Below are 25929 nucleotides of genomic sequence, written 5' to 3'. Positions count from 1 at the left end.
GATCCCGCAGTACAGAACTTCCCGCAGTAAAGAAGGACCCCCTCATGACCGAATCCGCACCCATCGCCGTCATCACCGGAGGAGCCGCCGGCATCGGCTGGCAGATCGGTCAGCGCCTCGCCGCGGACGGCTACCGTGTCGTTGCGGCGGACCGGGTTCCGGGGCTCACCGCCGAGGAGAACCCCGCCGGCGTGCTCTGGCGTGAGCTGGATGTCACTGACCCGGTGGCCGTCGATCGCGTGTTCGGTGAGATCGAGGCGGAGCTGGGTCCCATCGCGGTCCTGGTCAACAACGCCGGAATCCAGCGCCACCGTGGCATCGAGGACCTCACCTGGGATGAGTGGTCGGCCGTGGTGAACGTCAACCTGCACGGCGTCTTCGCGTGCCTGCAGGCGGCGGGGCGTCGGATGCTGGCGAACGGCGGGGGTCGGATCGTCAACATCTCCTCGATCTCCTCCCGGGGGTCGGCGGGCCGTGCGCCCTATGCCACGACCAAGGCCGCGGTCATCGGTCTCACCTCCACGGCGGGTGCCGAGTGGGCGGCCCGCGGCGTGCGGGTCAATGCGGTTGCCCCGGGATACGTTGACACCGGCGTCTTCCAGCAGGGCGTGGCCGCGGGCACGCTCAACCCGGCCACGATCCTGGCGCGCATCCCCGCGGGTCGGCTTGCCGACGCCAGCGAGATCGCCGCGGCGGTCAGCTTTCTCGTCTCCGACGACGCCAGCTACATGAACGGACAGACGCTGTACGTGGACGGCGGGTTCATGGTGGACTACGGCGTGCCCCTCGCGAAGAAGCCCGAGTGATGACCCTCGTCGATGTCAGCGCCGCCACCGCGGTGCTCCCTCTGCCGCAGCCGCTGCGTCTGGGCGCGATGACGGTGACCCGGCGCGAGTACTCCGCCGTGCGTGTCACCGATGATGCCGGTCTCGCCGGCCATGCGTACTGCCTCAGCCGCGAGGCGCCGATGGCCGAGATCGTACGTCGATTGGTCGCCTCTCATGCGGTGGGTGCCGACGCGGACGATCCGGCCGCCACGTGGGAGCGAATGCTCCGCGGCAGCGCGATCGTGGGTCGTGTGGGGCTCGTCCGTCGTGCGATCGGGCTCGTGGACGTGGCGGCCTGGGATGTCGCGGCACAGCGGGCCGGAGTTCCGGTGTGGCAGCTGATCGGCGAGAGCGGCGACCCGCGCGACGCGATGCTGGTGGCGGCGTATCCGTCGGCGGACCGTGCGCCACGCGAGGTCGCCGATGAGGTGCTCGCGCAGGCGGTGGGCTGGAAGCGGGTGAAGATCTCGCGTATGCCGGATCCGGCATACATGCGCGAGCTCATCGGAATCCTGAACGATGAGCTGCCCACACAGACCGGTCTCGTTGTCGACGTCGGCTTCGGCTGGCGTGACGCCGACGAGGCGATCGCGGAGATCCGACAGTGGGGCGATATCACGCTGGACTGGCTGGAGGATCCTCTGCTTCCGGAGGATGCGCTGGGCTGCGCTCGCATCCGCCGCGAGAGCGGACTGCCGATCTCCGTCGGTGACGAGGTCACAGACCCGGAGGTGCTGCGACGACTCGTGACCGACGGGAACGTTGACGTGCTGCGGCTGGACGTCATCGCAGTGGGCGGCATCACGCCGGCGCGTGAGCTGATCGCCTGGGCGCGAGATCGTGGAGTGCCGGTGTCCGGTCACGTGTATCCGGAGGTGACCTCACACCTCGGCATCGAGGTCGAGACCTTCGCGCGCGGCGGCAATCCCTACGATCCGGCACCCACTCTGGTGGTGGGCGGCCCGCACTTCGACGGCCGGGTGACGCCGCCCACCGTGCCGGGTCTCGGGTTCTCCCTCGATCCCGCGCGCTTCGACTTCACTCACCCCGGGAAGGACTGACATGCGACACGATCAGGAACACCGCAGCGTCGTGGTGACGGGCAGCGGCAAAGGGATCGGCCGCGCGATCGCCGAGCGGCTGACCACCGACGGCTGGATCGTGGTGGGACTGGAGCGCTCCGCCGGCTCCGGCAGCCTCGAATCCGGCGCCGTGGCCGCCGTTGTCCTCGGCGACTCCTCCGACATCGCAGCGCACGAGCGAGCTGCCACCGAAGCGACGGCGCGCGCGCCGCTCGCGGGCTGGGTCAACAACGCCGGCATTACGCGGGCCACGCCGCTGCATGAGCTGAACACCGACGCTGTGCGCGAGATCGTCGACATCAACGGCCTCGGCTACATTTGGGGCTGCTCGGTGGCGGTGCGCACGTTCCTCGCCCAGTCCAGTGGCGGCGCGATCGTGAACATCGGCTCCATCCACGGCCGCGCCGGACATCCGGAGTACACCGCGTACGAGTTCACCAAGGGCGGGATCGACGCTCTCTCCCGCAGCGTCGCCGTGACCTACGGCGGCGCGAACATCCGCTGCAACACGCTCGCTCCCGGTGGCGTTCGCACCCCGCACCTGGAGGCGCAGATCGCCGCCGCCGCGGATCCCGCGGCCGAGGAGCGCGCGCTGGCGGAGGGTCCGCCGATGGGCCGCATCGCCACGGCCGAAGAGGTCGCCGCCTTCGCCGCGTACCTGCTGTCGGACGAGACGCCGTACCTCACGGGGCAGTCGATCGCCGTGGACGGCGGGTGGACCTCCGGTTTCGGCGATCTCTCCCTCCGCCCTTCCATCGCCGTGCACTATCCCTCCCGTGGCTGAGCCCTGCCTCCGGCCGGCCCACGTCAGCGGTCTGCTTCGAAACGAGGATCCTGGCGCGTAAGAAGTGCGCTCACGGGGGTTTCGTCCTCATCTCGGGACAATCTCCTCATTTCGCGACATGCCGCAACACTCGTTCGTGCTCGGGTCCTGGTCGCGTCACCGCCGGAATGGGTTGCGCGGTGAGCGGGGGCGGCCAGGTTGGGGCCGCCTCGAAACGAGGACGATGACGCCTGCGGAGTGCGTGTGTGCGGGTTTCGTCCTCGTTTGGTGAATATGTCCTCGTTTCGCGACACGGCGACGACGCGCGTGCATCGCCGCCTCGGCGCACCGGAGTCCGCGCCGGGGACCCTACGCCTTCAGCATTGACGCGCGCGAGATCCGACCGGCGACGACGTCGAACGTCGCGATCGTCTCCGTGGACACACCCGCGTTGATCACGTACTCGCGCGCGACAACCCAGCGATCACCGAACAGCACGGTGGAGTCGATGACGCACGACAGTTCCGGGTTCTGCAGGCGCGGTTCGTAGAAGGCGCGAATCGCTGCGGCTCCCACGATCGGCTCGGCGGCGACGCCGGTGATCACCGCATCGTCGGCATAGGTGGCGACGAACGCGTCCAGGTCGTGCGCGTTGAAGGCGTCGAGCTGAGCGAGGACGGTGTCGTGTGCGGTGCGGTCAGTCAATGCGGGTGCCTCCGTTAGCGTCGTAGGTGGCGCCGGTGACGAACGCGGCGCGTGGGGATGCCAGACCGGCGATGATCCAGGCGATGTCCTCCGGCTGTCCGAACGCGCCGAGCGGAATGCCGGACTCGAGTTTCGTCCGCGCCTCGGGGGTGAGGTTCGCGGTGATCGCGCTGTCCACCGCGCCGGGCGTCACCGCGTTGACGCGGATGCCCTCCGAAGCGAGGTGACGGGCGAAGCTGCGGGTGAGCGCCAGGATCGCCCCCTTGCTGGCGGCGTAGTGCATGCCGGTCGCGAGCGCTCCTACCTGACCGGCGATCGACGCGACGTTGATCACGCTGCGGTCGCCCTCGGCGGCCCGCAGCAGGGGGAGCGCCGCACGCGTGAGCCAGAACGTGCCACGAGCGTTGGTCTCCATCACGAAGTCCCACTCGTCCAGGTCGATGTCCGGGTAGGCGGTGTACGGGCAGACGCCGCCGTTGTTCACCAGCACGTGCAGGTCGCCCCAGGCCTCGGTGATCTCCGCGACCAGCGCCTCCACGGACGCGGCATCACGCAGGTCGAGCCGGGAGACGCGAACTTCGGCGGCTCCGGCCTCGAGGCATCGCGCCGCGACCTCTGCTGCCGCCTCCTGCCGGCCGGTGTAGGTGATCCACAGAGCGTGACCCTGGGTCGCTAGTTCGAGGGCGACAGCGGTTCCGATGCCGGAACTCGCACCCGTGATGAGAGAACGTCGTGCTGTCATGCAGAAATGCTATAGCATTTTCCGCATGACAGCCTCTCGTGTGCTCGTGACCGATTGCGACCTTCCCGGCACCCCTGTCGAGGACGCCCTCTCCGCCGCAGGCATCGATGCCGTGCGCGCCGTGGAAGCCACCCCCGAGGCCTTCGCCGCCGCGGGGGCCGATGTCGAGGCACTCGTCGTGCAGTGGGCGCGAATCACGGCGGACGTTATGGACACCATGCCGAATCTGCGCATCATCTCCCGGCTCGGCATCGGCTACGACATGATCGACGTGGATGCGGCGACCGCGCGCGGCATCGCCGTCGCGAACACCCCGAGCTACTGCATCGAAGAGGTCGCAGCTCACACCGTGGCGATGATCATGGCCGAGGCTCGCGGTCTCGCCTCCTACGATCGCGCCGTGCGCGAGGGCACATGGCAGGCCGTCGACGCGCACCCCGCCGCGGTGCGTCCCTCCACGACCACCGTGTCGGTGCTGGGCTTCGGCCGTATCGGCTCGCTCGTGGCGCGCTCGCTGCGTGGCATCGGGTTCCGCGTTCTGGTGGCCGATCCCTACGCCCCGGCCGACGCCATCACCGCCGCCGGATGCGAGGTCGCCACCATCGCCGACGCGATCGCGGCCGCCGACCTGCTCACCCTTCACGTCCCGCTGACGGCCGAGACCCATCACCTCATTGACGCGGCAGCGCTGGCCACCATGCGCCCCGGCGCGGTCATCGTGAACACCTGCCGCGGGCCGCTCATCGATGAGAACGCGCTGGTCGCGGCGCTGGATGCGGGAACGATCGCCGGGGCTGCGTTGGACGTCTTCGCCTCGGAGCCGCTGCCTGCAGACAGCGCGCTGCGCGGCCGTGACGATGTGCTGCTCACCCCGCACGCGGCGTGGTACTCGCCGGAGGCCCTCGTCGACCTGCCCATCCATGCCGCCCAGAACGTCATCGACTTCCTGTCGGGAAGCGAAGGCGCCGCCATCGTGAACCGCGACTACGTCCGGGTCGCATCCGACAGCTGAATCCGACACGCTGGGCATCGCCGAGATCGAGCGCCAGCGCACATGCGACCAACCACCGAACCTCGCGCCACGACGGCGCGGCCGAACGCGCGATGCCGCGCGAGAGATCAGGAGTCACCATGCAGCTGATGCGTCTGGGCACAGCCGGAGCAGAGCGTCCCTTCGTCCGCGACGATGAGGGCGTGCTGCGCTCGCTCGCGTCGCTGACCGCAGACATCGACGGTGCCTTCCTCGCATCCGACGGGATCGCCCGCACGCGCGCCGCGCTGGCAGCCGGAGAGCTGCCCGCCGAACCCGAGGGCGAGCAGCTGCGCATCGGTGCCCCGATCGCGCGTCCGATGGCGGTCGTCTGCGTCGGGATGAACTACGCCGCGCATGCCGCCGAGTCGGGCTCTCTTCCTCCCGAGCGTCCGGTGATCTTCTTCAAGCACCCCAACACCGTGGTGGGTCCCGACGATGACGTACTGCTGCCGCCGGATTCGCAGCGCAGCGACTGGGAGGTCGAACTCGGCGTGGTGATCGGGCGTCGTGCGCGCTATCTCGCGTCCCCCGAGGCCGCGATGGACGTGATCGCCGGATATGTGGTGTCCAATGACGTGTCCGAGCGTGAGTACCAGATCGAGGTGTCGGGCGGGCAGTGGTCCAAGGGCAAGTGCGCCGAGACGTTCAACCCGCTCGGGCCGGCGCTCGTCCCTGCCGATGAGGTGGATCCGCAGGCGCTCCGCCTGCGCAGCTTCGTCAATGGCGAGCCGCGCCAGGACTCGAGCACGGCCGACATGGTGTTCTCCGTTGCGCAGCTGGTGTGGGAGCTCAGCCAGTACATGGTGTTGGAGCCGGGTGACCTCGTGAACACCGGTACCCCCGAGGGCGTCGCGCTGTCGGGTCGATTCCCGTATCTGCAGGATGGCGACGAGATGCGCATCGAGATCGAGGGCCTCGGCACCCAGACCCAGCGCGTCCGCCGGGCCACGGTGTAGCTCCGGGCTACCCGGCGTAGGGGGTGACGGGCAGGCCCGCGACGCCGGGGGTGGCCGCGAACAACGCTCCGGCGAGCGGATCATCGGTGAGGCCCTGACGGGAGCTGGTGATGTACAGCGTTCGCAGATCGTCGCCGCCGAACGCACACGCGGTGGTGCGCGCCGTGGGAACCTCGATGCGTTCGCGCAGCACGCCGGCGGCGTCGAATCCCAGCACACCGTGGCCGTCCCACAGCGCCACCCAAACCGATCCGTCCGCGGCCACGGTCAGCCCATCGGGATGTCCGAGAGTCGGGTCGATGACGGCGAACGGCCGTCGGTCCACGAGGCCATCGGCGGTCACGTCGCACATGTCCACACGACCCGTCGCGGTGTCGACGTAATAGCCCAGCGATCCATCCGGGGAGGTATCGAAGCCGTTGGAGATCGTGACGGGGGAGAACTGCACGCGCACGACGGCACCCGTGATGCGCCAGAACTGTGCGGCGTCGGCCGTTCCCTCATAGGCCATCGACCCGGCGTACAGGCGACCGGCGCGATCAGTGCCGGCATCGTTCAGGCGGATGGCGGGATCTGTCAGCAGCGGCACCAGCGGCGTGGGAACAGCCTGCGGATCATCGGCACCGAGGAGCGCGTGCTCACCTCCGACCACCCAGCCTCCATCGCTGCGCGGACGCAGGAATCCGGTGAACGCATCCACGTGCATTCGCGCGACGTCGCCGTCCGGCAGCAGCGTCAGCACGTCGCCGCGGCTGCCGTCCACGAACCGCAGTCCGCCCCAGGCGGGCCACCACACTGGACCCTCACCGTGTTCCGCCACCGCTGCCGTCACCTGTTCTGCACGCACGGTCCCCAGCCTAGGAGCACGGAGCGCGATCACGACACGAGCTTCCCGGACGAGCGGAACCTGAGGCGACGAACTCAATGTCCCACCCCACCGCTACCGTGGAGGCCATGGCGGATGTGATCACGGGTACCGACGGAATTGCGCGCTGCGCCTGGGCCGGACAGGAGGAGATCTACACCCGCTATCACGATGAGGAGTGGGGTCAGCCGATGCATGGCGACCAGCGCCTCTTCGAGAAGATGACGCTCGAGGGCTTCCAAGCCGGACTCAGCTGGATCACCATCCTGCGCAAGCGCGAGAACTTCCGTGCTGCCTTCCACGGTTTCGACCCGGAGCAGATCGCCCGCTACGACGACAACGACGTCGAGCGCCTGCTCGGGGATGCCGGCATCGTGCGCAACCGCGCGAAGATCCATGCGGCCATCGGCAACGCCCGCGTCCTCATCGAGATGGCCCCCGGGGAGTTCGACGAGCTGATGTGGTCGTTCGCGCCCGAGACGCACGCTGCTCCGGAGTCGTTCGCGGATGTCCCGGCACAGACCGCGGAGTCGAAGGCGATGAGCAAGGAGCTGCTGCGTCGTGGATTCCGCTTCGTCGGCCCCACCACCATGTACGCCCTCATGCAGTCCGCCGGAATGGTCGACGATCACGTGCGGGGCTGCCACCGCGCGACGACCCTCGCCCCCTCCGTGCAGGCATAGCCTGAGAGAGCCGACGCGCGGGTCGACAGACGAGGAGCACCATGGACTACGGTCACGACCTCCGCTTCGGAAGCTTCATCACCCCCACGGCATCGCCGGCACAGAATCCGGTGGTGCTGGCCCAGGTGTCGGAGGCCGCAGGGCTCGATCTGGTCACCTACCAGGACCATCCCTATCAACCCGCGTTCCTCGACACGTGGACCCTGATGTCGTATGTCGCGGCGGTCACCGAGCGCATCCACATCTCCGCCAACGTCGTCAATGTGCCGCTCCGCATGCCGACCCTGCCGCGCGCCGCGGCCTCGCTCGATCTCCTCTCCGGGGGTCGGTTCGACCTCGCCCTGGGCGCGGGAGCCTTCTGGGATGCCATCGCGGCGATGGGGGGACCCCGACGCACCCCGGGCGAGGCCGTCACCGCGCTGGAGGAGGTCATCGACATCGTGCGCGAGACGTGGCGCACCGATGAGCGCAGCGGCGTCTTCCACGACGGCTCGGCCTACCCGGTACACGGTGCGAAGCGCGGTCCCCGCCCCGCGCACGACATCCCGATCTGGATCGGTGCACTGAAGCCGCGCATGCTGCGACTCATCGGGCGCAAGGGAGACGGCTGGTTGCCGTCCGAGTCGATGATGCAGCCGGGCGACCTCGACGAGGGCATGGCGCGCATCGATGAGGCCGCGCACAAGGCGGGGCGCGAACCCCAGCAGATCCGGCGCCTGCTCAACATCGGGCCCGAGGCCGACACCCGATCCTGGGTGCATCGCCTGGCCGCGCTGACCCTGAACAGTGGCGTCAGTACGTTCATCCTGGCTTCCGACGACCCGCAGACGCTGCACCGCTTCGGACAGGAGGTGGCACCGGCCGTCCGCGAACTGGTGGAGCATGAGCGCGGTGCCCGCGGCACGGCGGCTGCCGACCCACGCTCTCGTACCGCACGCGCCGCCCGCGTCGCCGGTATCGCCTACGACGACGTCCCCGCCGGATTGCGAGCCATCGAGCCGGGAGACTTCGACTACGCCGATGTGCGCAATACGTACACGCGTGGGGGGAGCCCCGCACTCGTGCTGCTGCCCGCAGACACGGCCCAGGTCTCCGATGCCGTTCGCTTCGCCGCACGACACTCGAATGTGCCGCTCTCCGTTCGCAGTGCGGGGCATGGAATCAGCGGTCAGAGCACCAACGATGGCGGATTGGTCATCAACCTGCGTGCGCTGAACGCCATCGAAGTGCTCGACGAGGAGCGTCGACTCGTGCGTATCGGCGCCGGAGCACGATGGAGCGAAGTGGCGGCCGCGCTCGGCGAGCACGGATGGGCGCTCTCCTCCGGCGACTCCGGGGGCGTCGGCGTCGGTGGACTCGCCACAGCCGGCGGCGTCGGCTACTTCACACGTGAGTACGGCCTCACCATCGATCGACTCCGTGCGGCGGAGATCGTGCTCGCCGACGGCAGTGTGCAGCGCGTGGACACCGAGCACGATGCCGACCTGTTCTGGGCCGTGCGCGGGGCCGGAGCCAACATGGGCGTGGTCACCCACTTCGACTTCGAGGCGGCCGAGGTCGGGCCCATCGGCCACGCACGGCTGATCTATGACGCCGGCGACCTCGAGGAGCTGTTCACGGTGTGGGGTCGGGTGGTGACCGAATCTCCGCGTGACACCACGGCCTTCCTCACCGTTGCGCCGCAGCGCGGTGGTCGTTTCATCGCGATCGCCGAGATCGTGGTGGATCAGTCCGACCCCGACACGGTGTTGTCGCGCCTGCAGCCGTTCGCGCAGGTCGCACCGATTCTCGATCAGTCCGCACAGATCACCACCTACGCGCAGGTGATTGCCGGCGCGGATGACGGACCGCAGCAGGGGCAGGGATCGCCCATCACCCGGTCGGGGCTGTTTCGTGATCTGTCGCCCGACGTCGCGACAGCGGCGGCAGCGCTGGTGCGCAGCGGGCAGACGTACTTCTTCCAGATTCGCGCGCTCGGCGGTGCGGCATCGGATGTCGACGCCGACGAGACGGCATTCGCTCATCGCGAGGCGCAGTTCTCCATCGCCGCATTCGGCAGCGAGGCGGATCGACTCGACCTGATGTGGGGGCCGTTGGGCCGCCATTCTCTCGGCCTCTATACGAGCTTTGAGGCCTCGGATCGGCCGGAGCGCATCGAGGAGGCATTCCCGCCGCGCGTGCTGGCTCGGCTCCGACGCATCAAGCAGCGAGTCGACCCGCAGCGCCTGTTCCGCGACAACTTCCCCGTGGGGTCCGACAGTTCCGAACTGACGTCCGCATCACCCTGTGGACAGTTGGCCTGAGCGGCGGCACGAATGTCTGCCGCGCCGGGTAGGCTGATCTGACCGTTCCGCTTTGGGGAAAGCTGCGGAATAGTCCGCGGGGAACGGTGCGAAGGGAAGCTGGGGTGCCGCGTGGGGACGGCGAAAACGTGGATGGGCCGACGCCGCACGGCCATCGCCACCACTGTTGCGATGATCGCCGCGGTGGCCACCGTGGCGACGATGGCGATCGCCTCCGACGGGACGCCGGCCGCCGAGATCGATCTCAACGATGGCGGTGTCTGGATCACCAAGCAGAGCGCTCTCCTCGTCGGTCACGTCAACCCGAGCGCGGCGGTCCTCGACGGCGTGGCCCGCTCGCAGACGAACGACTACGACGTGCTGCAGTCGGGCTCCACCGTGCTCGTCACATCGCCCGGACAGGTCGGCGTGCTGGACCCCGTGAGCTATACGGTGCGAGACGCGGTGGCCGTGCCGCCGACGGCGCAGATCTCGCTCGGTGGCACCACGGTCAGCGTCCACGACACCGCCACCGGCGACCTGTGGGTCATGGCGGCGTCAGCTCTCGCCGGCTTCTCCTCGTCGATGCCAGTGGAGCGCACCCTGGATCCCGGTTCGGTCGTCGTGGTCGATCGGGCGGGTACGGTGCATGCGGCGTCGGCGAAATCAGGGGAGCTCCTCTCGATCCCGGTCTCGGCGCTGGGAAGTGTGGGAACAGTCCAGCAGCGCGCGCTGGAGGGGATCGACGCGAACGACGAACTCGCCATCACGGCTGTCGGCTCGGAGCCCGTGGTCCTGGATCGCACATCGCGGACTCTGTACGCCGCGACGGGGCCACTCGCCGCACTGCCCGAGAACGTCGACGCTGCCGCGCTCGTCCCGCAACAGCCCTCCGACGCCGATGCCGCAGTCCGACTCTCGTCACCGGATGCGGTGGTGACTGTCCCGTTGGATGGCGGCGACATCATCGAGCGAGCGCCGGCCACCCCGGGCGGCAGCCCAGCGGCACCGGTGCGCATGTCCGGGTGCACCTACGCGGCATGGGGCGGCACCGCCGCGTTCCTCAGGGAATGTGCGGATGATGCGGAGCTCGTCGACACCACCATCGAGGGCGTCGGTCCAGACGTTGCACTCACATTTCGGGTGAACCGGCAGGCCGTTCTCCTGAATGACACGGTCAACGGTGTCGCGTGGATGCTGGATTCCGCGCTGCAGCGGATCGACAACTGGAACGATCTCACCCCGCCCGACGGCGAAAGCGACGAGCGCGGTGAGTCTGCCCGCGATACTCCGGAGCAGGCGCAGCCCGAACGCGGAGATCAGAACACCGCTCCGGTGGCGAATGACGACTTCTACGGAGTGCGCGCGGGCCGTGCCACCGTCCTGCCGGTGCTCGAGAACGACAGCGACGCGGATGGCGACGTGCTGACCGTGAGCGTCGACAGCACCTCCACGCAGCTCGGCCCGCTGACTCCGATCCTCAACGCGCAGGCTCTGCAGCTGGACGTCGCCGATTCCGCCACGGGCACGATGACCGTCCCGTACTCCGTCGACGACGGTCGTGGCGGCATCGACAGCGCGATGGTGACCGTCACGATCCATCCGCCCTCACAGAACGGTGCGCCCGAACAGGTGCGCGCCGACCAGATCATCCCGGTGGAAGCCGGTGCCGCTGTCACCTACAACGTGCTGCCGGACTGGCGCGACCCGGACGGGGATGACATCTACCTCCAATCCGCCGTGGTCCCAGGCGGAGACGAGGTGTCGTTCACCCCGGACGGACGCGTGACCTTCCGCGCCATCGGCGGCACTAGCGGCCCGGTGGATGTCCAGGTCGTCCTGTCGGACGGCACGGCAAGCGCCTCGGGCGTGCTGCGGTTCGATGTTCGTGCTCCAGGAAGCACCACGCCGGTCACCAACCCGGATCATGTCGTCGCTCGGGTGGGTGAGCAGGTCATCGTGTCTCCGCTCGCGAACGACGTCTCTGCAGGTCAGGATCCGCTGAAGCTGGCGCTCGTCCAGGAGCACGCCACCGCCACCGTGGTGCCCGACTATCTCAACGGTTCGTTCAGCTTCCAGGCTGATTCCCCGGGCACGCGGTACGTCACCTATCGCGTCTCGGCAGGTTCGGCATCGGCGGCCGGCGTCGTTCGCGTCGATGTCACCGATACCTCAGCGGCGGCCCAGACCCCCGTGGCTGTGCAGGACACGGCGCTGCTGCCCGTCGGCGGCGAAGTGCTGGTGGGTGTTCTCGACAACGACATCGACCCTGCGGGTGGGGTCCTGGTGGTCCAGTCGATCGCGACGGACGATCCCGGGATCTCCATCTCGCTGGTCAACAACCAGACCCTGCGCATCGCCGACACCGGCCTCGCGCAGCAGACGCGGGTGCGCTACGTGATCTCCAACGGCGCACAGTCGGCCGAGGGCGATGTCATCGTGATTCCGCTGCAGCCGTCCACCGATCAGGCCGCACCCCAGGTGGTGCCCGACGTCGTGGTGGTGCGTGCGGGTGACGCCGCCACCGCGCACGTTCTCGACAACGATTCTTCGCCGATCCACTCGGCATTGACGCTCTCGCGGGACCTCCAGGACATCGTGCCGGCGGATGCGGCCGATCGCCTGTTCGTCTCCGGAGACACGGTGCGGTTCCGCGCCGGCAGCCAGCCGGGCGATGTGCGAGCCCGGTATGAGGTCACCGATGCCCTCGGGCAGCGCGTCGCGGGTGACGTCACCTTCCAGGTGGTGCCCGTGGACGAGGCGGACAACGCCGCCCCCATGCCGCGCGATCTCACCGCGCGGGTCATCGCCGGCGGTGTCGTCCCGATCCCGGTTCCGCTGGACGGGATCGACCCCGAGGGCGATTCCGTCGAACTCGTGGGAATCGCCAGCGCCCCCACGCGCGGACGCGTGATCGCCACCGCCGACGATCGCATCGAGTACGAGGCGTTCCCCGATTCCGCGGGCACCGATCTGTTCACGTACCGGGTGCGCGATCGGCTCGGAGCCGAGGCCATCGCCACGGTGCGGGTGGGAATCGCCGGCGCGCTTCCCGACAATCAGCAGCCGTTCGCGGTGACCGACCACGTGATCGCGGCCCCGGAACGCGTGATCGATGTGAGTCCTCTCGACAACGACAGCGACCCCGATGGCGATACCCCGCTGTCGCTGATCGCCGACGCGCTCGTCGTGCCCACGGACATTCCCGGGCTGGAAGCACACGTAGACGGCTCACGCGTGGTCGTCACCACTCCCGCTCTCCCGGACGGCGAGAAGATCCGTACGGCGCTGCAGTACACCGTGCAGGACACCCGTGGTGCCACCGCCGTCGGCGTCATCGACCTCACCGTGGACAGCACGGTGCCGCTGCAGCCGCCGCTGGCTCGCGACGATCGCATCCGGCTCGAACAGGTCCCCGACGATCGCATCGTCTCGGTGGACGTCCGGGCGAACGACACCGACCCCGACGGGACGGGTGCCGCGCTGACGGTCTCCCTTCCTGAGGTGACCGACGCAGAGCTGCTCGCTGACCAGAGCGTACGTGTCACGGTGGGCACGCAGCGCCAGTTGATTCCGTACACGGTGACCGATGCCGACGGGCTGGAGGACTCGGCGTTCCTGTTCGTTCCCGCCGTCGACGACCTCCGACCCGAGCTGTCCGCCACGGCCGGCGCCGTCACCGTGCGTTCGGGCGAACTGGTCACTGTGGCGCTCGCGGACTACGTTCGGGCGGAGGGAGGTCTGTCCGTGATGATCGCCGATCGCGACCAGGTCTCGGCCCTGCACGATGACGGTAGCGGACTGATCGTCGACGATCGGACGCTCCAGTACCGTTCGCGGGCGGACTACTCCGGATCGGATGCACTCACGGTCCTCGTCACTGACGGCACTTCCGCCGACGACCCCGCCGGACGCACGGCGCTGTTGTCGATTCCCATCACCGTGGTGCCCACCGACGCGGCCAACACCCCGCCCACCTTCTCGGGCGCGACGATGACGATCCCGCGCGGCGAGGCACCCGCGACACTCTCCCTCACTGCTCTCACGCGTGATCCGGATGAGGGTGATCTCGCCGCCATGAGCTATGCCCTGGTGGGAGCGGCGCCTGCGGGGATCACCGCGGCGATCACCGGGGGAACGCTGTCGGTGTCGGCGGCAGCCGATGGCGTGGTGGGACTCGTCGGCAGCATCACGGTGACCGCTACCGACGGCAAGTCCGATCCCGTCGCCGCCACCTTCCAGCTTCGCACCACGCGGACCGAACGTCCGCTCGCCGTGGCCGTCGCCGACGTCATCAGCGACGCCGTCGCGGGCGTTGCGCGCACCATCGATGTCACCGCGAACGACACCAACCCCTACCCGGAGATCCCTCTGCGGGTCGTCGGCGTCACGCGCCTGGCGGGCGCGGGCTCCGTGTCATTCGCGGGTGCCGAGGTCACGGTGACGCCGGACGACGATTTCGTCGGGACGCTGACCGCGCGCTACCGCATCGCCGATGGTTCCGATGACGCGGCGCGGCAGGTCGACGGTCTGCTGACCGTGACGGTCCGTGATCGTCCGTCGGCGCCCGGCCGGCCGACCGTCGGAGGTCTCACCGAGAACTCCGTGGTGCTGTCCTGGAGCCCACCGGAGTCCAACGGGTCGCCCATCACCGGGTACACCGTCTCGTCGGAAGACGGCAGTGTCACCGTGCCGTGCGCATCCACGGCCTGCACGATCGGGTCCCTGCAGGCCGGGCGTGACTACCGCTTCCAGGTCACCGCGACGAACGCGGTCGGAACCTCTGCGGCCTCCGCGCTGTCCGACACGGTGCGGCCCGAGACTCGCCCCGATGCGCCCACACAGTTGTCCGTCACCGCGGCCGACGGCATGATCATCGCCGGGTGGGTGGCTCCGGGTGGCTCAGCGAGCGCCTACAACGTGGAGATCTCCCCGGCACCTCCGACCGGGAGCGCGCTGCAGACGGTCAGCGCGACCACCGCGACGTTCACCGGGCTGCAGAACGGCGTTCCCTACCGCTTCCGTGTGCAGGCGGTGACCGAGGCCGGGCTGAGTTCCGACTGGTCGGCGCAGTCCGGTCCGGTCACTCCCTCCGGTCCGCCCAGCGCGCCCGCAGCACCGACCGTCGTGGTTGGTGCTCCGCAGGACACGGGCGCAACGCTCACCGCGCAGTGGGCCGCCCCGGCGGCCAACGGCTCGCCGATCACCGGCTACCGGGTCACGGTGTTCCGTGGCGGCGCCGAGATCGAGCAGCTTTCCGCGACCACCACCTCCCTGCAGTATTACGCGGCCGGCACCCGGGAGCAGTACGCGTTCTCGGTCGTCGCCGTCAACGAGCGTGGATCGAGTCCTGCGAGCCCCCAGTCCGCACCGGTGAACGCCATCGCGACGCCCGGCCAGCCCACCGGAATCAGGCTCGTCTCCGGCGACAGCCAGGTGCGCGTGCAATCCTTCCCCGCGGTCGCGGGCAACGGCGCCGATCCCTCGCAGATCCAGTACGAGTACGCGCTCAACGGTGCCCCCTGGAAGCTCTTGCCGGACGGCACCCAGGGCGGCTCGATCGCGGCGAACAACGGCACGGTGTACTGGGTGCAGGTCCGTGCGGTCACCGTCGTGAACGGCAATCGGTATCCCGGACCGGCATCGGAGAGCTCGAACACGGTCGTCCCCTCCGGGCCGCCGGCTCCACCGAACGCGACCGCAGTAGTCGACGGCACCAACGTCACGCTCACCTGGTCGCCCGGCCGGAGCAACGGCGCCGCGGTGAACAACGTGCTGTGGCAGGTGACCGGCAGGCAGCTGATGACCGAGCTGCCCAGCGGATCCACCGTCGTGAACGTCGGTTGGGGTTTCGTCGGCTCGGTCAGCTTCTGGGCGGTCGACGCCGTCGGCGCAAAGGGGGAGCCGACCACCATTCAGATTCGCACGGGCGTGGACCCTGACGCGCCGATGCCGCTCACGCTGCGTCCCAACACCGCGATCACGCTGCCCGACGGACGAGCAGGGGAGAACATGTCGGTCCTGACCGGGGACACGGCGGGCATCGTCTTCTGGGACTGCATCGTGAACAACGCCTCGCTCATCCGCTACCAGCGCTCCCTGTCGCCGAACAGCGCCGAAAAGCTGCCCGAGTGCTACGGCGCAGTGGGGGATGAGATCTGGCTGGTGGCGGAGTGGGACTCATCTTCGCCATACTCCCCTCGGAGCTGGTCGAACGCCTGCATTGTCGGAGAAGGCTGCTCCACCACACCGAAGTCCGGCTGACACCGATCACCCGCTGCACCCACCCGATCCGACGAGCACCCCACCCGATCCAACAAGGACCTACCCGACATGTACGAAGAACACCCTCCCCCTGCGCCGGGCGACACTCCCGCCCCGATGAGTGAGGAGCAGGCCGCGTGGTTCGCCGATGCGTTCGCGCGCCTCGTCGCCCATGTCGGGCAGGCACTCATCGGAAAGTCCGACATCGTCGCCCTCGTGCTGCAGGCGATGCTCGCCGAAGGACACGTGCTCCTGGAGGACGCTCCCGGAACCGGCAAGACGAGTTTGGCGAAGGCGCTCGCTGCGACGGTGCAAGGGACGAGCAGCCGGATCCAGTTCACGCCGGACCTGCTGCCCAGCGACGTCACGGGCGTCACCATCTACGACCAGCGAACCCAGGAGTTCGAGTTCCACCGGGGGCCGGTGTTCGCCTCGATCGTGCTGGCGGATGAGATCAACCGTGCGTCGCCGAAGACGCAGTCGGCGCTGCTGGAGGTCATGGAGGAAGGGCGCATCACCATCGACGGCGTCGCCCACGCCGTGGGCCGTCCCTTCCTCGTCCTCGCCACGCAGAACCCCATCGAGACCGCGGGCACCTATCGGCTCCCGGAGGCGCAGCTGGATCGCTTCCTGGTGAAGACCTCCATCGGCTACCCCGATCTCGATGCCACCGAGCAGATCCTCAGTGGCACGGGCACACGCGACTCCCAGCGAACGCTGTCCACCATGATCACCACCGACGCCGTGTCGGATATGGCAGAGCTCGCCGCGACCGTCCATGTCGAACCCGCCGTGCTGCGCTATGTCGCGATGCTCGCCGAAGCCACGCGTGACCACGGCTCGGTGCGTCTCGGTGTGTCCGTGCGCGCCGCCATCGCGATGGTGCGGATCGCGCGGGTGCGGGCAGCGTCGCTCGGGCGGCACTACGTGATCCCCGACGACATCAAGGCGCTTCTCGGCCCTGTGTGGCAGCACCGTATCGTGCTCGACCCCGAAGCCGAATACAGCGGCATGACCGCCGACGCCGTGCTGGCGCGCGTGATCACGACCGTGGATGCTCCGCTGCATCGGAACTCCCCGGAATGACCGCCACGCCGTCTCGTCCTGCAGACGCTCGCCGCACCCGCAACCCGTGGGCGCGGCCGACTCGTGCTGAGCTCGACGACACGGCGACCCCGACCGGAGACACCACCCACTCGCGACGCACGCGCGTGACATCTGCGGCGGCCACCCTTCGTACCGTGCGCCCCCTGGGCTGGCTGCTGCTGGCGTGCTCGCTCGGGGTCGGGGTGGGGGCCGTTCTGCTCGGATGGGCAGAGTTCGCGACCGCAGCGCTGGTGGCCGCGCTGGTCGTGATCCAGTCGGCGCTGTTTCTCATCGGCCGCACCGCTTATGACATCCGGATCGCGCTCAACCGCTCGCGAGTGGTCGCGGGAGAGCGGGCCTACGGCAGTCTCACGGTGACGAACCCGACCGCGCGCACATTGCCGCCGGCACGGCTCGTGCTCCCCGTCGGACCGGGCCGCGGTGCCTTCGACGTCCCTCGTATGTCGGCGGGAGAGACACGCGACGATCTCTTCTCCATCCCCACGACCGTGCGCGGCACACTCGCGGTCGGACCGGTGAGCGTGCTGCGCGGCGACCCGCTGGGTCTGTTCGAGCGGATCTCGCACCGGGACGATGCCCACACCCTGTACGTCCACCCCGTCACTGTTGCGCTCACGGGGCTGTCGCTCGGTCGAGTGCGCGACCTCGAAGGACTCGCGACCTCCGACCTCTCCCGCGACGACGTCTCCTTCCACGCGCTGCGCGAGTACTCCCCGGGCGATGATCTCCGTCACGTGCACTGGCGTTCTTCCGCGCGGGTCGGTGAACTCCTGGTTCGTCAGTACGAGGAGACCCGCCGATCCCGCTTCGTCGTCGGGCTGAGTACGCACCCCGACGACTACAGCGACCCCGACGAATTCGAACTCGCCGTGAGCATCGCCGCGTCCTTCGGTATGCACGCGCTCGCCGACTCGCGCGATCTCGCTGTATTGATGCGGGAGCGCGTGCTCACCGACACCAGCGAGGGGCGGTTGCTGGATGAGTTCTCGCTCATCTCGCTCTCTCCGGCCCGCGGTGGCGGAATCGACGCGCTCGCGGTGCGTATCGCGCCGCACGCGAATCAGGCGGCCCTGGTGGTTCTGGTCTGCGGAGCACAGGCATCCCCGGCTGTGCTGCAAGCCGCGTGCGGTCGCATGCCCGTCGGTGTGCGCACACTCGTCGTCGTCGCCGACCCTGAGGCAGACAGCATCAGGCGACGCGTGGGGGCGGCCGACGTCGTTCATGTCCCCACCCTTGAGGACCTTCCCCGCGCTGTTCGACGGGTGCTGTCATGACCCCCGCCCGCGACGCGCGTGTACGGCCGCGGGATCGGCGGACGGTGATCGATCTCGTCGCGATCATCCTGCTGTGCGGAACGATCGGATGGGGCTTCCAGCCCGTTTTCGACGGCTTCGGCTTTCTCGTACCGGTCGGGATCGGCACCGCCCTCGGGATCGCCATCGCCCTGCTCGCCGCAGCCCGCCGGTGGCCGCTCCCACTCGTCACCCTTGCGACGATCGTGGGCTACTTTCTGATCGGCGCACCCGCGGCGCTGCCGACGACAACATTGTTCGCCATCCCCACGGTGGACAGCTTCTTCGCGCTCGCCACGGGGGCGGTGACCGCATGGAAGGCGTTCGTCACCGCAGGGCTGCCGTTGGACATCGCCGAGCACGCGCTGGTGCCGTTCATCCTGATGCTCGTCTGCGCGGTGACGTCGACATCTCTGGCGTTGCGGCTGCGATCGGCGGCATGGACTCTGATCCCGCTCGGCCTCAGCGCCACAGCGGTGGCTCTGTTCGGTGCTCGTACCGCGGCACTGCCGGTGTACGTCGGGGCTGGATTCGCGGTGGTCGTGATCGCGTGGCTGGGCATCCGCCACGCCCTGGATCCGTCACGGCACCTGCTCCAGGCCGCAACCGAGACCACGGCCGTTCATCTGCGCGCCGTTCGTCGTCAGCGGATGGTGGCATCGGCGGCGGTCCTCCTCGTCGCTCTGGTGGGGGGATCCGTCGGCGGGGCGGTTCTCTTCGACGGCGGTCGCACCGATCGCGTCGTCGCGCGGGACCACGTTGTGCCACCACTCAACCCCTACGACTACACGAGTCCGCTGCAGTCGTTCCGCGCCTACATACGAGATCATGCCGACACCGCGCAGTTCACGGTCACGGGTCTTCCGGCGGGAGCTCGCGTCCGCTTGGCGGCGTTGGACGCTTATGACGGGCTCGTGCTGCACGCCTCCGATGACGTCGTCTCTGGTTCGGGACGGTTTCTCCCGCTGTCCGCCGGGGATCCGGAGGCGACGTCGCTGACACGTGTGGACGTGCTCGTCGGCGACTACACCGGCATCTGGCTGCCGACCGTGGGTGCCGTGCAGCAGCTCACCTACGACGGTGAAGCAGTGCCGACCGATGCGTCGATGCGGCGCAGCACCTTCTACAACGATCAGACGCAGACCGCGCTGAACACCAGCGGTTTGACACCTGGCGTGGCCTACACGCTCGAGACGACGATCCCACCGCTGCCGTCGCAGACCTCCCTCGCGGACGCGCAGTTCGCGTCGGAGCGCATCCCACCGGCGACCAACGTGCCCGAGGACATCGCGGCTCTCGCAACGCAGGCCACCGCCGACGCCGTCACGCCGCTGGAGAAGGTGGAGGCGCTGGCCGGTTGGCTGTCGTCGACGGGCTACTTCAGCCATGGCCTCGAGGGCGATGCACCGTCGCTCTCCGGGCACGGCGCCGTCCGCCTGCACGACTTCCTCAGCGACGACCCTATGGTCGGAGACGATGAACAGTACGCGGTGACCATGATGCTGATGGCGACGCAACTCGGCATCCCCGCCCGGGTGGTCATGGGCTGGTACCCCTCGGGCGATGCTGCAGGGCTCGATCCGTTCGTCGCGACCGGTGACAACCTGCACGCCTGGGTCGAGGTCGCCTTCGCCGGCCACGGATGGGTCGCCTTCGACGCGGCACCGCCGCCGGACAAGGTGCCGCGGGAGTCCGCTCCGCGGCCACGGACCGATCCCAAGCCTCAGGTTCTGCAGCCTCCGATTCCGCCGCAGGAGGCCGTCGACGACACCCCGACCGCGCCGCACGATCACGATAGCGGTGACGAGAAGGAAAAGCCGGAGGAGACGCTCACCGACTGGGCACCGATCATCCTCACGGCGGCGGGTGTCGGTGCGGGAACAGTGCTTCTCACGCCGCTGGTCATTGTGCTGCTCGTCAAGGCGATCCGGCGGCGGCGGCGTCAGCGGTCGCCCAGCGCGCCCGCGCGCATCGCCGGCGGCTGGGACGAGATCGTGGATCGCGCCGTCGACCTGCGTGCTCCGGTTCACGGCGGCGCCACTCGTATCGAGACGGCGCAGGCGCTGCAGCGGGCCTTCCCGGAGGTCGCGGTCGTCCCGCTCGCGCGTCGTGCCGATGCGAGCATCTACGGGCCGGTGCCTGTCGATGCCGTCGAGGCGGCGGCGTTCTGGCAGGAAGCCGGAAGAGTTGTCCACGGAATGCGCAGCTCGGTCGGTCGTGGTCGTCGGATGCGTGCGAGGATCAGTCTGCGTTCCGTGATCGGCGCGCGGGGGCGAACACGCGGTGGTGAGGGGCCCGACGACGACACGTCCGCACGATCTGCGGCAGCTGGAAGGGGGCGAGGATGACGCAGCGGCAAGCCGCCGGCATCGCTCGTCGGGTTCTGGCGTGCGTGATCGACGCGGTGATTCCCGCGATCCTCATCGGGGGAATCGCAACGGCGATGATCCTGGCGGGCACCGGGCACACGCGACTGGTGGTCGCGGCTGTCGCCGCGGCCTGGCTGCTCGTGCACAGCGCTCTCCAGGCCGGGAAGGGCTCACTCGGGATGCGCGTCGTCGGCATCCGACTCATCGGCGCGCATGATCTTCGCCCCGTCGGCTTCGCCCGTGCGCTCGCGCGAAACGCCGTCTTTCTCGTGCTCTGCGCTGTGGTGATCGGATTCTTCACTCCGCTGTTCGACCGCAGGGGTGGGCGTGGCTGGCACGACCGGATCGCGGCGGCGTCGATGGTGCAGCAGAACAGGCGGATGCCGGTGGTGCCGCCCGTGCTGCAGGAAGAGAAGCGCGCCGAGGAGTGGCTCGCAGGAGTCAGCGTTGAGGCGAGCCCGGTCGAGCCGATCCGCGATGTGCCCGTGTCCCGCGTCAGCCGTTACCTCACGACCGAACCTCCGGAGCGGACGGGTGTGGTCATCGAGAGCGTTCCCGGCATCACCGATGATCGGGTGCGGGCCGAGCGGGCGCGCGCCCGGAACGCGAGGCGGGCGCGGGGCGAGCAGCTGAGCTCCCTGGCACCCGTGCAGGCCGCGCGAGGTGAGCGTCCTCGAGCCGCCGATGAGCCGCCCGCCATCACGCGTCCTCCTGCGCCGCCGCTCACGATCACGCCGCGCTCCGGGCGCGCGCCACGACCCGCCATCGTCGTCTCCCCGCCCGCCCGTGATCTGCGCCCCACCCCAGAAGTTGCCCCGGATGCGCCGCGGAGCGACTCCACGCGGGTGCCCGCGGTGACGCTGTCGGGTCCCTCGGCGGCGGAGACCGTCACCGTGCAGCTGCTCCAGAACGCATCGGCCTTCGTCACCATCATGTGGGATGACGGCACACTGTGCGAGGTGGAGCGGGAGACGGTGTTCGGACGCAATCCGATCGGTCAGGACGACGACGGGCTCGCGGTCGTCTTCGACGATTCGCTCTCGCTGTCGAAGTCGCACTTCCGCGTGCAGCGCGACGGTGCCGACATCGGGCTGGTCGATCTGCACTCGACGAACGGCGTGCGAATCCGCCGCGAAGGCGTGACCACGGCGGTCGTACCGGGGGAGTTCACCCGGCTCCAGACCGGTGATCTGCTTGAGATCGGCTCGCGCCGCGCTCGCGTGGAGGTGACATCGTGACCGCCGCCGCTCCCATCATCGTGGACTGGGCCTCCGCCACGCACCCGGGTCTGCGCCGACGCAGCAACGAGGATTCGCACATCGCCCAGCCGCCGCTGTTCCTGGTGGCGGACGGCATGGGCGGCCATGCCGCGGGAGATGTGGCGAGCGGCATCGTCGTCGCCGAGTGCGCGCGCCTCACCGCACAGTCATCCGTGTCCGTGGATCAGCTTCAGAGCGCGCTGACGAGAGCACGGGTGCGCGTGGAACAGGTCGGCGGAGCTGGGCGGCCCGCGGGAAGCACGCTGACCGGAGTCGCGGTGTCGGACGTGGACGGCGTCGGCTACTGGCTGATCGCCAATGTGGGCGACTCGCGCACCTACCGGCTGGCGGACGGCCGTCTGACGCAGATCACCGTGGATCACTCGATGGTGCAGGAACTCATCGCGAGCAGCCGTCCTGACCTCGCCGCCCGAACCGCGCGGAACGTCATCACCCGTGCGATCGGCGCAGGCAGCGACGGGATCGCCGACATCTGGATGATTCCAGCGACGCCTGGTGACCGACTGCTGGTGTGCAGCGACGGGCTCACCAGCGAGGTCAGTGACGACCTGATCGCCACGATCCTCACCAGCACGACGGACCCGCGCAGCGCGGTCACACATCTCATGTCTGCGGCACTCCACGGAGCGGCCGCCGTAGACGAACCGCCGGCCGGGGGTCGGGACAACATCACGGTGATCGTCGTCGACGCTCGCGATGTGTCGCTGTCCGAAGAGGACGAAGACACAGCACCGGGCACCCGCTGGGGCGGGGCGCAGAGGGTGCGGCCCGTCGCGTCCTCGTCGACATCATGGGGAATGGGACAGGGCGAGAGCCCACATCTGGGGAAGGACTCATCACGATGAGCACACACACGACCATCGGCGCCCTGCAGTACGCCACCGGCGACTGGTACGTCGTCGCGAAGGAGAACGGCTTCGTTCTCCTTCCGGGCCAGGTGACCGTCGCCACCCTCGAGCGGGTGTGGACGGCACTGGACTCCGGTCGCATCGCTGCCGTGATCGACGCGATGACGGCCACGGCCGGCGCACCGCTGTCCGCCGTCCCTCCGTTCGCCATTGCAATCCGCCACGGCGCGGACCTGCGGATCGCGGTGCGCGGTGACGTCCGCGTCGTCTACGACGATGGCACCCGTCAGGAACTCATCACCGGTGGACGCATGGAGACCTGGGTGGAGCAGGAACTGCCCGCCCACGTGGCGCTGCTGGTCACGCCGCCGGAGTCGCAGATCGATGAGACGCTGCTGCCGCTGGTCTCCGGTATCGCACGCACCGGCCTGGTCGCGGTGGGCACGCAGGAGCACCCGACCGAAACCGCCGCCGGTGCCGCATCCGTCGGGACGACAGCAGATGCCGCGGCCATCGACGCGCCCACCCCGACTGACGCCGAACCGAGCGACCCGGACCAGCAGGAGGGCGCTTCGGATGATCATGCCGCGGACGGTAGCGCGGTGGACGACGGTGAGGGAGAGGGCGGTGGCACCGAGCTCGACGGCACCGAGCTCGATGGTGCCGAGGCCGAAGACGGCGCCCTGGACGAGGGCATCACAGAAGACGATGCCACGGATCAACTCGAGGATGACGCCCGCGACACCGAAGCCGGCGCGGATGCTGGCGAACACGCGGTCGCCGAAGAGCAGGGTGACCCGACGACCGGGCACCACGACATGACCCCACACGGTGTCACCGGTGATCACGATGGCCACACGGTCGAGCAGTCCTTCCTGGATGCCGCGCGTGCGGCCGGCATGGTGCCGGACACCGACCCCGATGCGGCGCAGACTTCGGCCGGCTTCCTGGACGCCCCCGACTTCTTTGCGGAGTTCGGTATCGACCTCGACGGCGATCGCACCCCGGCCACGGGGCGGGTGGTCCTGTCGACCGGCGCGGTTCTCGGGCTCGATCGTCCGCTCATCGTGGGACGCCGCCCGCGGATCGACCAGGGTACGAGCGACGACATCCCCGAGCTCATCACCGTTGCCAGCCCGACGCACGACATCTCCCGCAATCACGTCGAGATCCGTCGGGATGGTGAGGCGATGACGGTCACCGACCTCAACACCACGAACGGCACGATGCTGCTGCGCGAGGGCGACGGCCCCTTGCGACTGCACCCGGGAGAGCCCACCATGGTGCTCTCCGGGGACGTGCTGGACATCGGTGACGACGTGACGCTCAGGTTCGAGGACATTCCGTGAGTTCCCGACGTCGCGCGGCACCGCCACCCGAGCTTCCCGGCTACACCTTCGTGGAGCTGATCGGTTCGGGTGGGTTCGCCGACGTCTATCTCTTCGAACAGCACATGCCTCGGCGGCGAGTGGCCATCAAGGTGCTGCACACCGACCGTATGAGTCGGTCCGCGCTCGCGGAGTTCGCCGCCGAGGCCAATGTGATGGCGATGCTGTCCACGCACCCCTCGATCGTCACCGTGTACGGCGTGGGGCAGGCCCCGGACGGGCGTCCGTACCTTGTGATGGAGTATGCCCCGCGTCCGACGTTGCAGGCGCGATACCGGGTCCGTCCGCTGTCGGTGTCGGAGACCCTGCGCGTCGGGATCATGATCGCGGCTGCCGTCGAGACCGTGCATCGTGCCGGCGTGATGCATCGCGATATCAAGCCGGCCAACGTGCTGTTCACGGAGTACGACCATCCGGCTCTCACAGACTTCGGCATCGCATCGACCTCAGCGCTGGAGACCGCCGCCGGTCTCTCGATCCCCTGGTCCGCGCCCGAGATGTTCGCCGATCAGCCGTTCGGCGGTCCCGAAGCCGATATCTACGCGCTCGCGGCCACGCTCTACACCGTGCTCGCCGGTCACAGCCCGTTCGAGGCTGAGCGTGCCGCCAACAGTCTTGAACTGATCGACCGGATCGAGCGGACGCCGGCGCAGCCGGTTCCGCGTTCGGACGTGCCTGCCTCGCTGCAGAGAACGCTGTTGCGAGCGCTGTCGAAGTCGCCCGCGGCCCGCCACTCGACGGCACTCGCCTTCGCGCGTGCGTTGCAGAAGGTGCAGATCGAGCTGTCGATGGCGGTCACCGTGATTGACATCATCGACGACGCACCGGATCGTCAGGACGAGGACGCCGAAGCCGACGGCCTGACCCGCGTGCGCAGCGTCACGAGCATCACGCCCCGCGCCGGGGAAGCCGCGCTGGCGCCTCCCCACTCCGGTGCTGATCCTGTCGACGTTCCCGCCCCGCGTGCTGCCGTGGACGTCGAACCGCGACAGCTTCGCCGTCGCACGTCCTCCGCGGCACCGTCCCTCTGGTCGAAGCCGTGGGGACGGGTGGCCATCATCACCTCGGCGGTCGCCCTCCTCGCGGCGGTCACTGCCGCGAGCATCCTCGCGGCGTCCGTTCGCGTCCCGGATCCGTCACCGAGTGCGGCACCGCAGAACATCGTCGTGTCGGCTGTTCCCGCACCCGAGGATGTCGCCGGTCGTGTCGAGGGCGATGCGGTGGTGTTCACGTGGACGAATCCGGACGCTCTTCCCGGCGACCGCTACCTGTGGAATCTGGTGAGCGCAGGTCGCGACGAGGAGTCGGAGATCGTGGATACACCCACGGTTACGGTGCCGCGCGGCAGTGCCGTCCAGGTATGCATCGCCGTCAGTATCCTGCGAGACAACGGCGCCGCGAGCACCGAGCCCGCGCGCATCTGCGCGCCCTGAACGGGAGCGG

General features: G+C 69.0%; 18 protein-coding genes. 15 read left to right on the top strand and 3 right to left on the bottom strand.

Annotated features, from left to right (window positions below; translation table 11 throughout):
- The first annotated feature begins 44 nt into the window (after positions 1–44).
- From ABTV68_RS19100 to ABTV68_RS19090, 3 genes are read left to right on the top strand one after another with little or no spacing between them, the layout of a single operon-like run.
- The gene (locus ABTV68_RS19100; protein ID WP_433675252.1) at positions 45–806 is read left to right on the top strand and encodes an SDR family NAD(P)-dependent oxidoreductase; all 762 of its coding nucleotides are present in this window, start codon (positions 45–47) and stop codon (positions 804–806) included.
- Positions 806–1888 carry a mandelate racemase/muconate lactonizing enzyme family protein gene (locus ABTV68_RS19095; RefSeq protein WP_433675251.1) on the top strand — a complete coding sequence of 361 codons (1083 nt, stop codon included), beginning with the start codon at positions 806–808 and terminating at the stop codon, positions 1886–1888. Before ABTV68_RS19100 ends, ABTV68_RS19095 begins: the two co-directional genes overlap by 1 nt.
- A 1-nt stretch (position 1889) precedes the next feature.
- Complete coding sequence (locus ABTV68_RS19090; protein ID WP_433675250.1) at positions 1890–2693, top strand: SDR family NAD(P)-dependent oxidoreductase; 804 nt, start codon at positions 1890–1892, stop codon at positions 2691–2693.
- 348 nt (positions 2694–3041) lie between these two features.
- Here ABTV68_RS19090 and ABTV68_RS19085 read toward each other — a convergent pair whose 3' ends face one another.
- Together ABTV68_RS19085 and ABTV68_RS19080 are read right to left on the bottom strand one after the other, a co-directional pair.
- Entirely contained in the window at positions 3042–3377 is a 336-nt protein-coding gene (locus tag ABTV68_RS19085) for a nuclear transport factor 2 family protein (protein WP_433675249.1), read from the bottom strand.
- Complete coding sequence (locus ABTV68_RS19080) at positions 3370–4119, bottom strand: SDR family NAD(P)-dependent oxidoreductase (RefSeq protein WP_433675248.1); 750 nt, start codon at positions 4117–4119, stop codon at positions 3370–3372. The genes ABTV68_RS19085 and ABTV68_RS19080 overlap by 8 nt, the downstream gene beginning before the upstream one ends.
- Before the next feature lie 25 nt (positions 4120–4144).
- Between ABTV68_RS19080 and ABTV68_RS19075 the strand changes: the two genes are divergently transcribed.
- Positions 4145–5131, top strand: a complete 987-nt coding sequence (locus tag ABTV68_RS19075; RefSeq protein WP_433675247.1) for a C-terminal binding protein — start codon at positions 4145–4147, stop codon at positions 5129–5131.
- Positions 5132–5250: 119 nt separating this feature from the next.
- Positions 5251–6108, top strand: coding sequence for a fumarylacetoacetate hydrolase family protein (locus ABTV68_RS19070; RefSeq protein WP_433675246.1), 858 nt, complete (start codon positions 5251–5253; stop codon positions 6106–6108).
- Between the two features lie 7 nt (positions 6109–6115).
- Here ABTV68_RS19070 and ABTV68_RS19065 read toward each other — a convergent pair whose 3' ends face one another.
- On the bottom strand, positions 6116–6955 hold the full coding sequence (locus tag ABTV68_RS19065) for an SMP-30/gluconolactonase/LRE family protein (RefSeq protein ID WP_433675245.1): 840 nt from the start codon (positions 6953–6955) through the stop codon (positions 6116–6118).
- Positions 6956–7062: 107 nt separating this feature from the next.
- On the opposite strand from ABTV68_RS19065, the gene ABTV68_RS19060 reads away from it, so the two are divergent.
- The 10 genes from ABTV68_RS19060 (at position 7063) to ABTV68_RS19015 (ending at position 25919) form a co-directional block, all read left to right on the top strand.
- Entirely contained in the window at positions 7063–7656 is a 594-nt protein-coding gene (locus ABTV68_RS19060; protein ID WP_433677645.1) for a DNA-3-methyladenine glycosylase I, read from the top strand.
- 41 nt (positions 7657–7697) lie between these two features.
- Entirely contained in the window at positions 7698–9959 is a 2262-nt protein-coding gene (locus ABTV68_RS19055) for an LLM class flavin-dependent oxidoreductase (RefSeq protein ID WP_433675244.1), read from the top strand.
- A 132-nt stretch (positions 9960–10091) separates the two neighbouring features.
- Positions 10092–16202, top strand: a complete 6111-nt coding sequence (locus tag ABTV68_RS19050) for an Ig-like domain-containing protein (RefSeq protein WP_433675243.1) — start codon at positions 10092–10094, stop codon at positions 16200–16202.
- A gap of 117 nt (positions 16203–16319) precedes the next feature.
- Complete coding sequence (locus tag ABTV68_RS19045; RefSeq protein WP_433675242.1) at positions 16320–17288, top strand: AAA family ATPase; 969 nt, start codon at positions 16320–16322, stop codon at positions 17286–17288.
- On the top strand, positions 17285–18583 hold the full coding sequence (locus ABTV68_RS19040) for a DUF58 domain-containing protein (RefSeq protein ID WP_433675241.1): 1299 nt from the start codon (positions 17285–17287) through the stop codon (positions 18581–18583). Before ABTV68_RS19045 ends, ABTV68_RS19040 begins: the two co-directional genes overlap by 4 nt.
- Positions 18580–20949: a transglutaminaseTgpA domain-containing protein gene (locus ABTV68_RS19035; protein ID WP_433675240.1), complete on the top strand. Its 2370-nt coding sequence runs from the start codon at positions 18580–18582 to the stop codon at positions 20947–20949. The genes ABTV68_RS19040 and ABTV68_RS19035 overlap by 4 nt, the downstream gene beginning before the upstream one ends.
- Positions 20946–22208, top strand: a complete 1263-nt coding sequence (locus ABTV68_RS19030; RefSeq protein ID WP_433675239.1) for an RDD family protein — start codon at positions 20946–20948, stop codon at positions 22206–22208. Before ABTV68_RS19035 ends, ABTV68_RS19030 begins: the two co-directional genes overlap by 4 nt.
- The gene (locus tag ABTV68_RS19025) at positions 22205–23095 is read left to right on the top strand and encodes a PP2C family protein-serine/threonine phosphatase (protein WP_433675238.1); all 891 of its coding nucleotides are present in this window, start codon (positions 22205–22207) and stop codon (positions 23093–23095) included. The genes ABTV68_RS19030 and ABTV68_RS19025 overlap by 4 nt, the downstream gene beginning before the upstream one ends.
- Positions 23092–24447: an FHA domain-containing protein gene (locus ABTV68_RS19020; RefSeq protein WP_433675237.1), complete on the top strand. Its 1356-nt coding sequence runs from the start codon at positions 23092–23094 to the stop codon at positions 24445–24447. The genes ABTV68_RS19025 and ABTV68_RS19020 overlap by 4 nt, the downstream gene beginning before the upstream one ends.
- Positions 24444–25919, top strand: coding sequence for a serine/threonine-protein kinase (locus ABTV68_RS19015; protein ID WP_433675236.1), 1476 nt, complete (start codon positions 24444–24446; stop codon positions 25917–25919). Before ABTV68_RS19020 ends, ABTV68_RS19015 begins: the two co-directional genes overlap by 4 nt.
- Positions 25920–25929: the final 10 nt, after the last annotated feature.

It is taken from the genome of Microbacterium gorillae (assembly GCF_050990725.1).
GTDB classification, from domain to species: domain Bacteria; phylum Actinomycetota; class Actinomycetes; order Actinomycetales; family Microbacteriaceae; genus Microbacterium; species Microbacterium gorillae_A.
Note: the sequence above shows the minus strand (reverse complement) of the source record. Positions and strands in the feature narration are given on the sequence as shown.

Coding starts and splice junctions, on each gene's coding strand:
- ABTV68_RS19020 (WP_433675237.1), top strand. CDS start 23,092: ATGAGCACACACACGACCATCGGCGCCCTGCAGTACGCCACCGGCGAC.
- ABTV68_RS19075 (WP_433675247.1), top strand. CDS start 4,145: ATGACAGCCTCTCGTGTGCTCGTGACCGATTGCGACCTTCCCGGCACC.
- ABTV68_RS19030 (WP_433675239.1), top strand. CDS start 20,946: ATGACGCAGCGGCAAGCCGCCGGCATCGCTCGTCGGGTTCTGGCGTGC.
- ABTV68_RS19045 (WP_433675242.1), top strand. CDS start 16,320: ATGAGTGAGGAGCAGGCCGCGTGGTTCGCCGATGCGTTCGCGCGCCTC.
- ABTV68_RS19090 (WP_433675250.1), top strand. CDS start 1,890: ATGCGACACGATCAGGAACACCGCAGCGTCGTGGTGACGGGCAGCGGC.
- ABTV68_RS19070 (WP_433675246.1), top strand. CDS start 5,251: ATGCAGCTGATGCGTCTGGGCACAGCCGGAGCAGAGCGTCCCTTCGTC.
- ABTV68_RS19035 (WP_433675240.1), top strand. CDS start 18,580: ATGACCCCCGCCCGCGACGCGCGTGTACGGCCGCGGGATCGGCGGACG.
- ABTV68_RS19060 (WP_433677645.1), top strand. CDS start 7,063: ATGGCGGATGTGATCACGGGTACCGACGGAATTGCGCGCTGCGCCTGG.
- ABTV68_RS19095 (WP_433675251.1), top strand. CDS start 806: ATGACCCTCGTCGATGTCAGCGCCGCCACCGCGGTGCTCCCTCTGCCG.
- ABTV68_RS19080 (WP_433675248.1), bottom strand. CDS start 4,119: ATGACAGCACGACGTTCTCTCATCACGGGTGCGAGTTCCGGCATCGGA.
- ABTV68_RS19100 (WP_433675252.1), top strand. CDS start 45: ATGACCGAATCCGCACCCATCGCCGTCATCACCGGAGGAGCCGCCGGC.
- ABTV68_RS19040 (WP_433675241.1), top strand. CDS start 17,285: ATGACCGCCACGCCGTCTCGTCCTGCAGACGCTCGCCGCACCCGCAAC.
- ABTV68_RS19050 (WP_433675243.1), top strand. CDS start 10,092: ATGGGCCGACGCCGCACGGCCATCGCCACCACTGTTGCGATGATCGCC.
- ABTV68_RS19055 (WP_433675244.1), top strand. CDS start 7,698: ATGGACTACGGTCACGACCTCCGCTTCGGAAGCTTCATCACCCCCACG.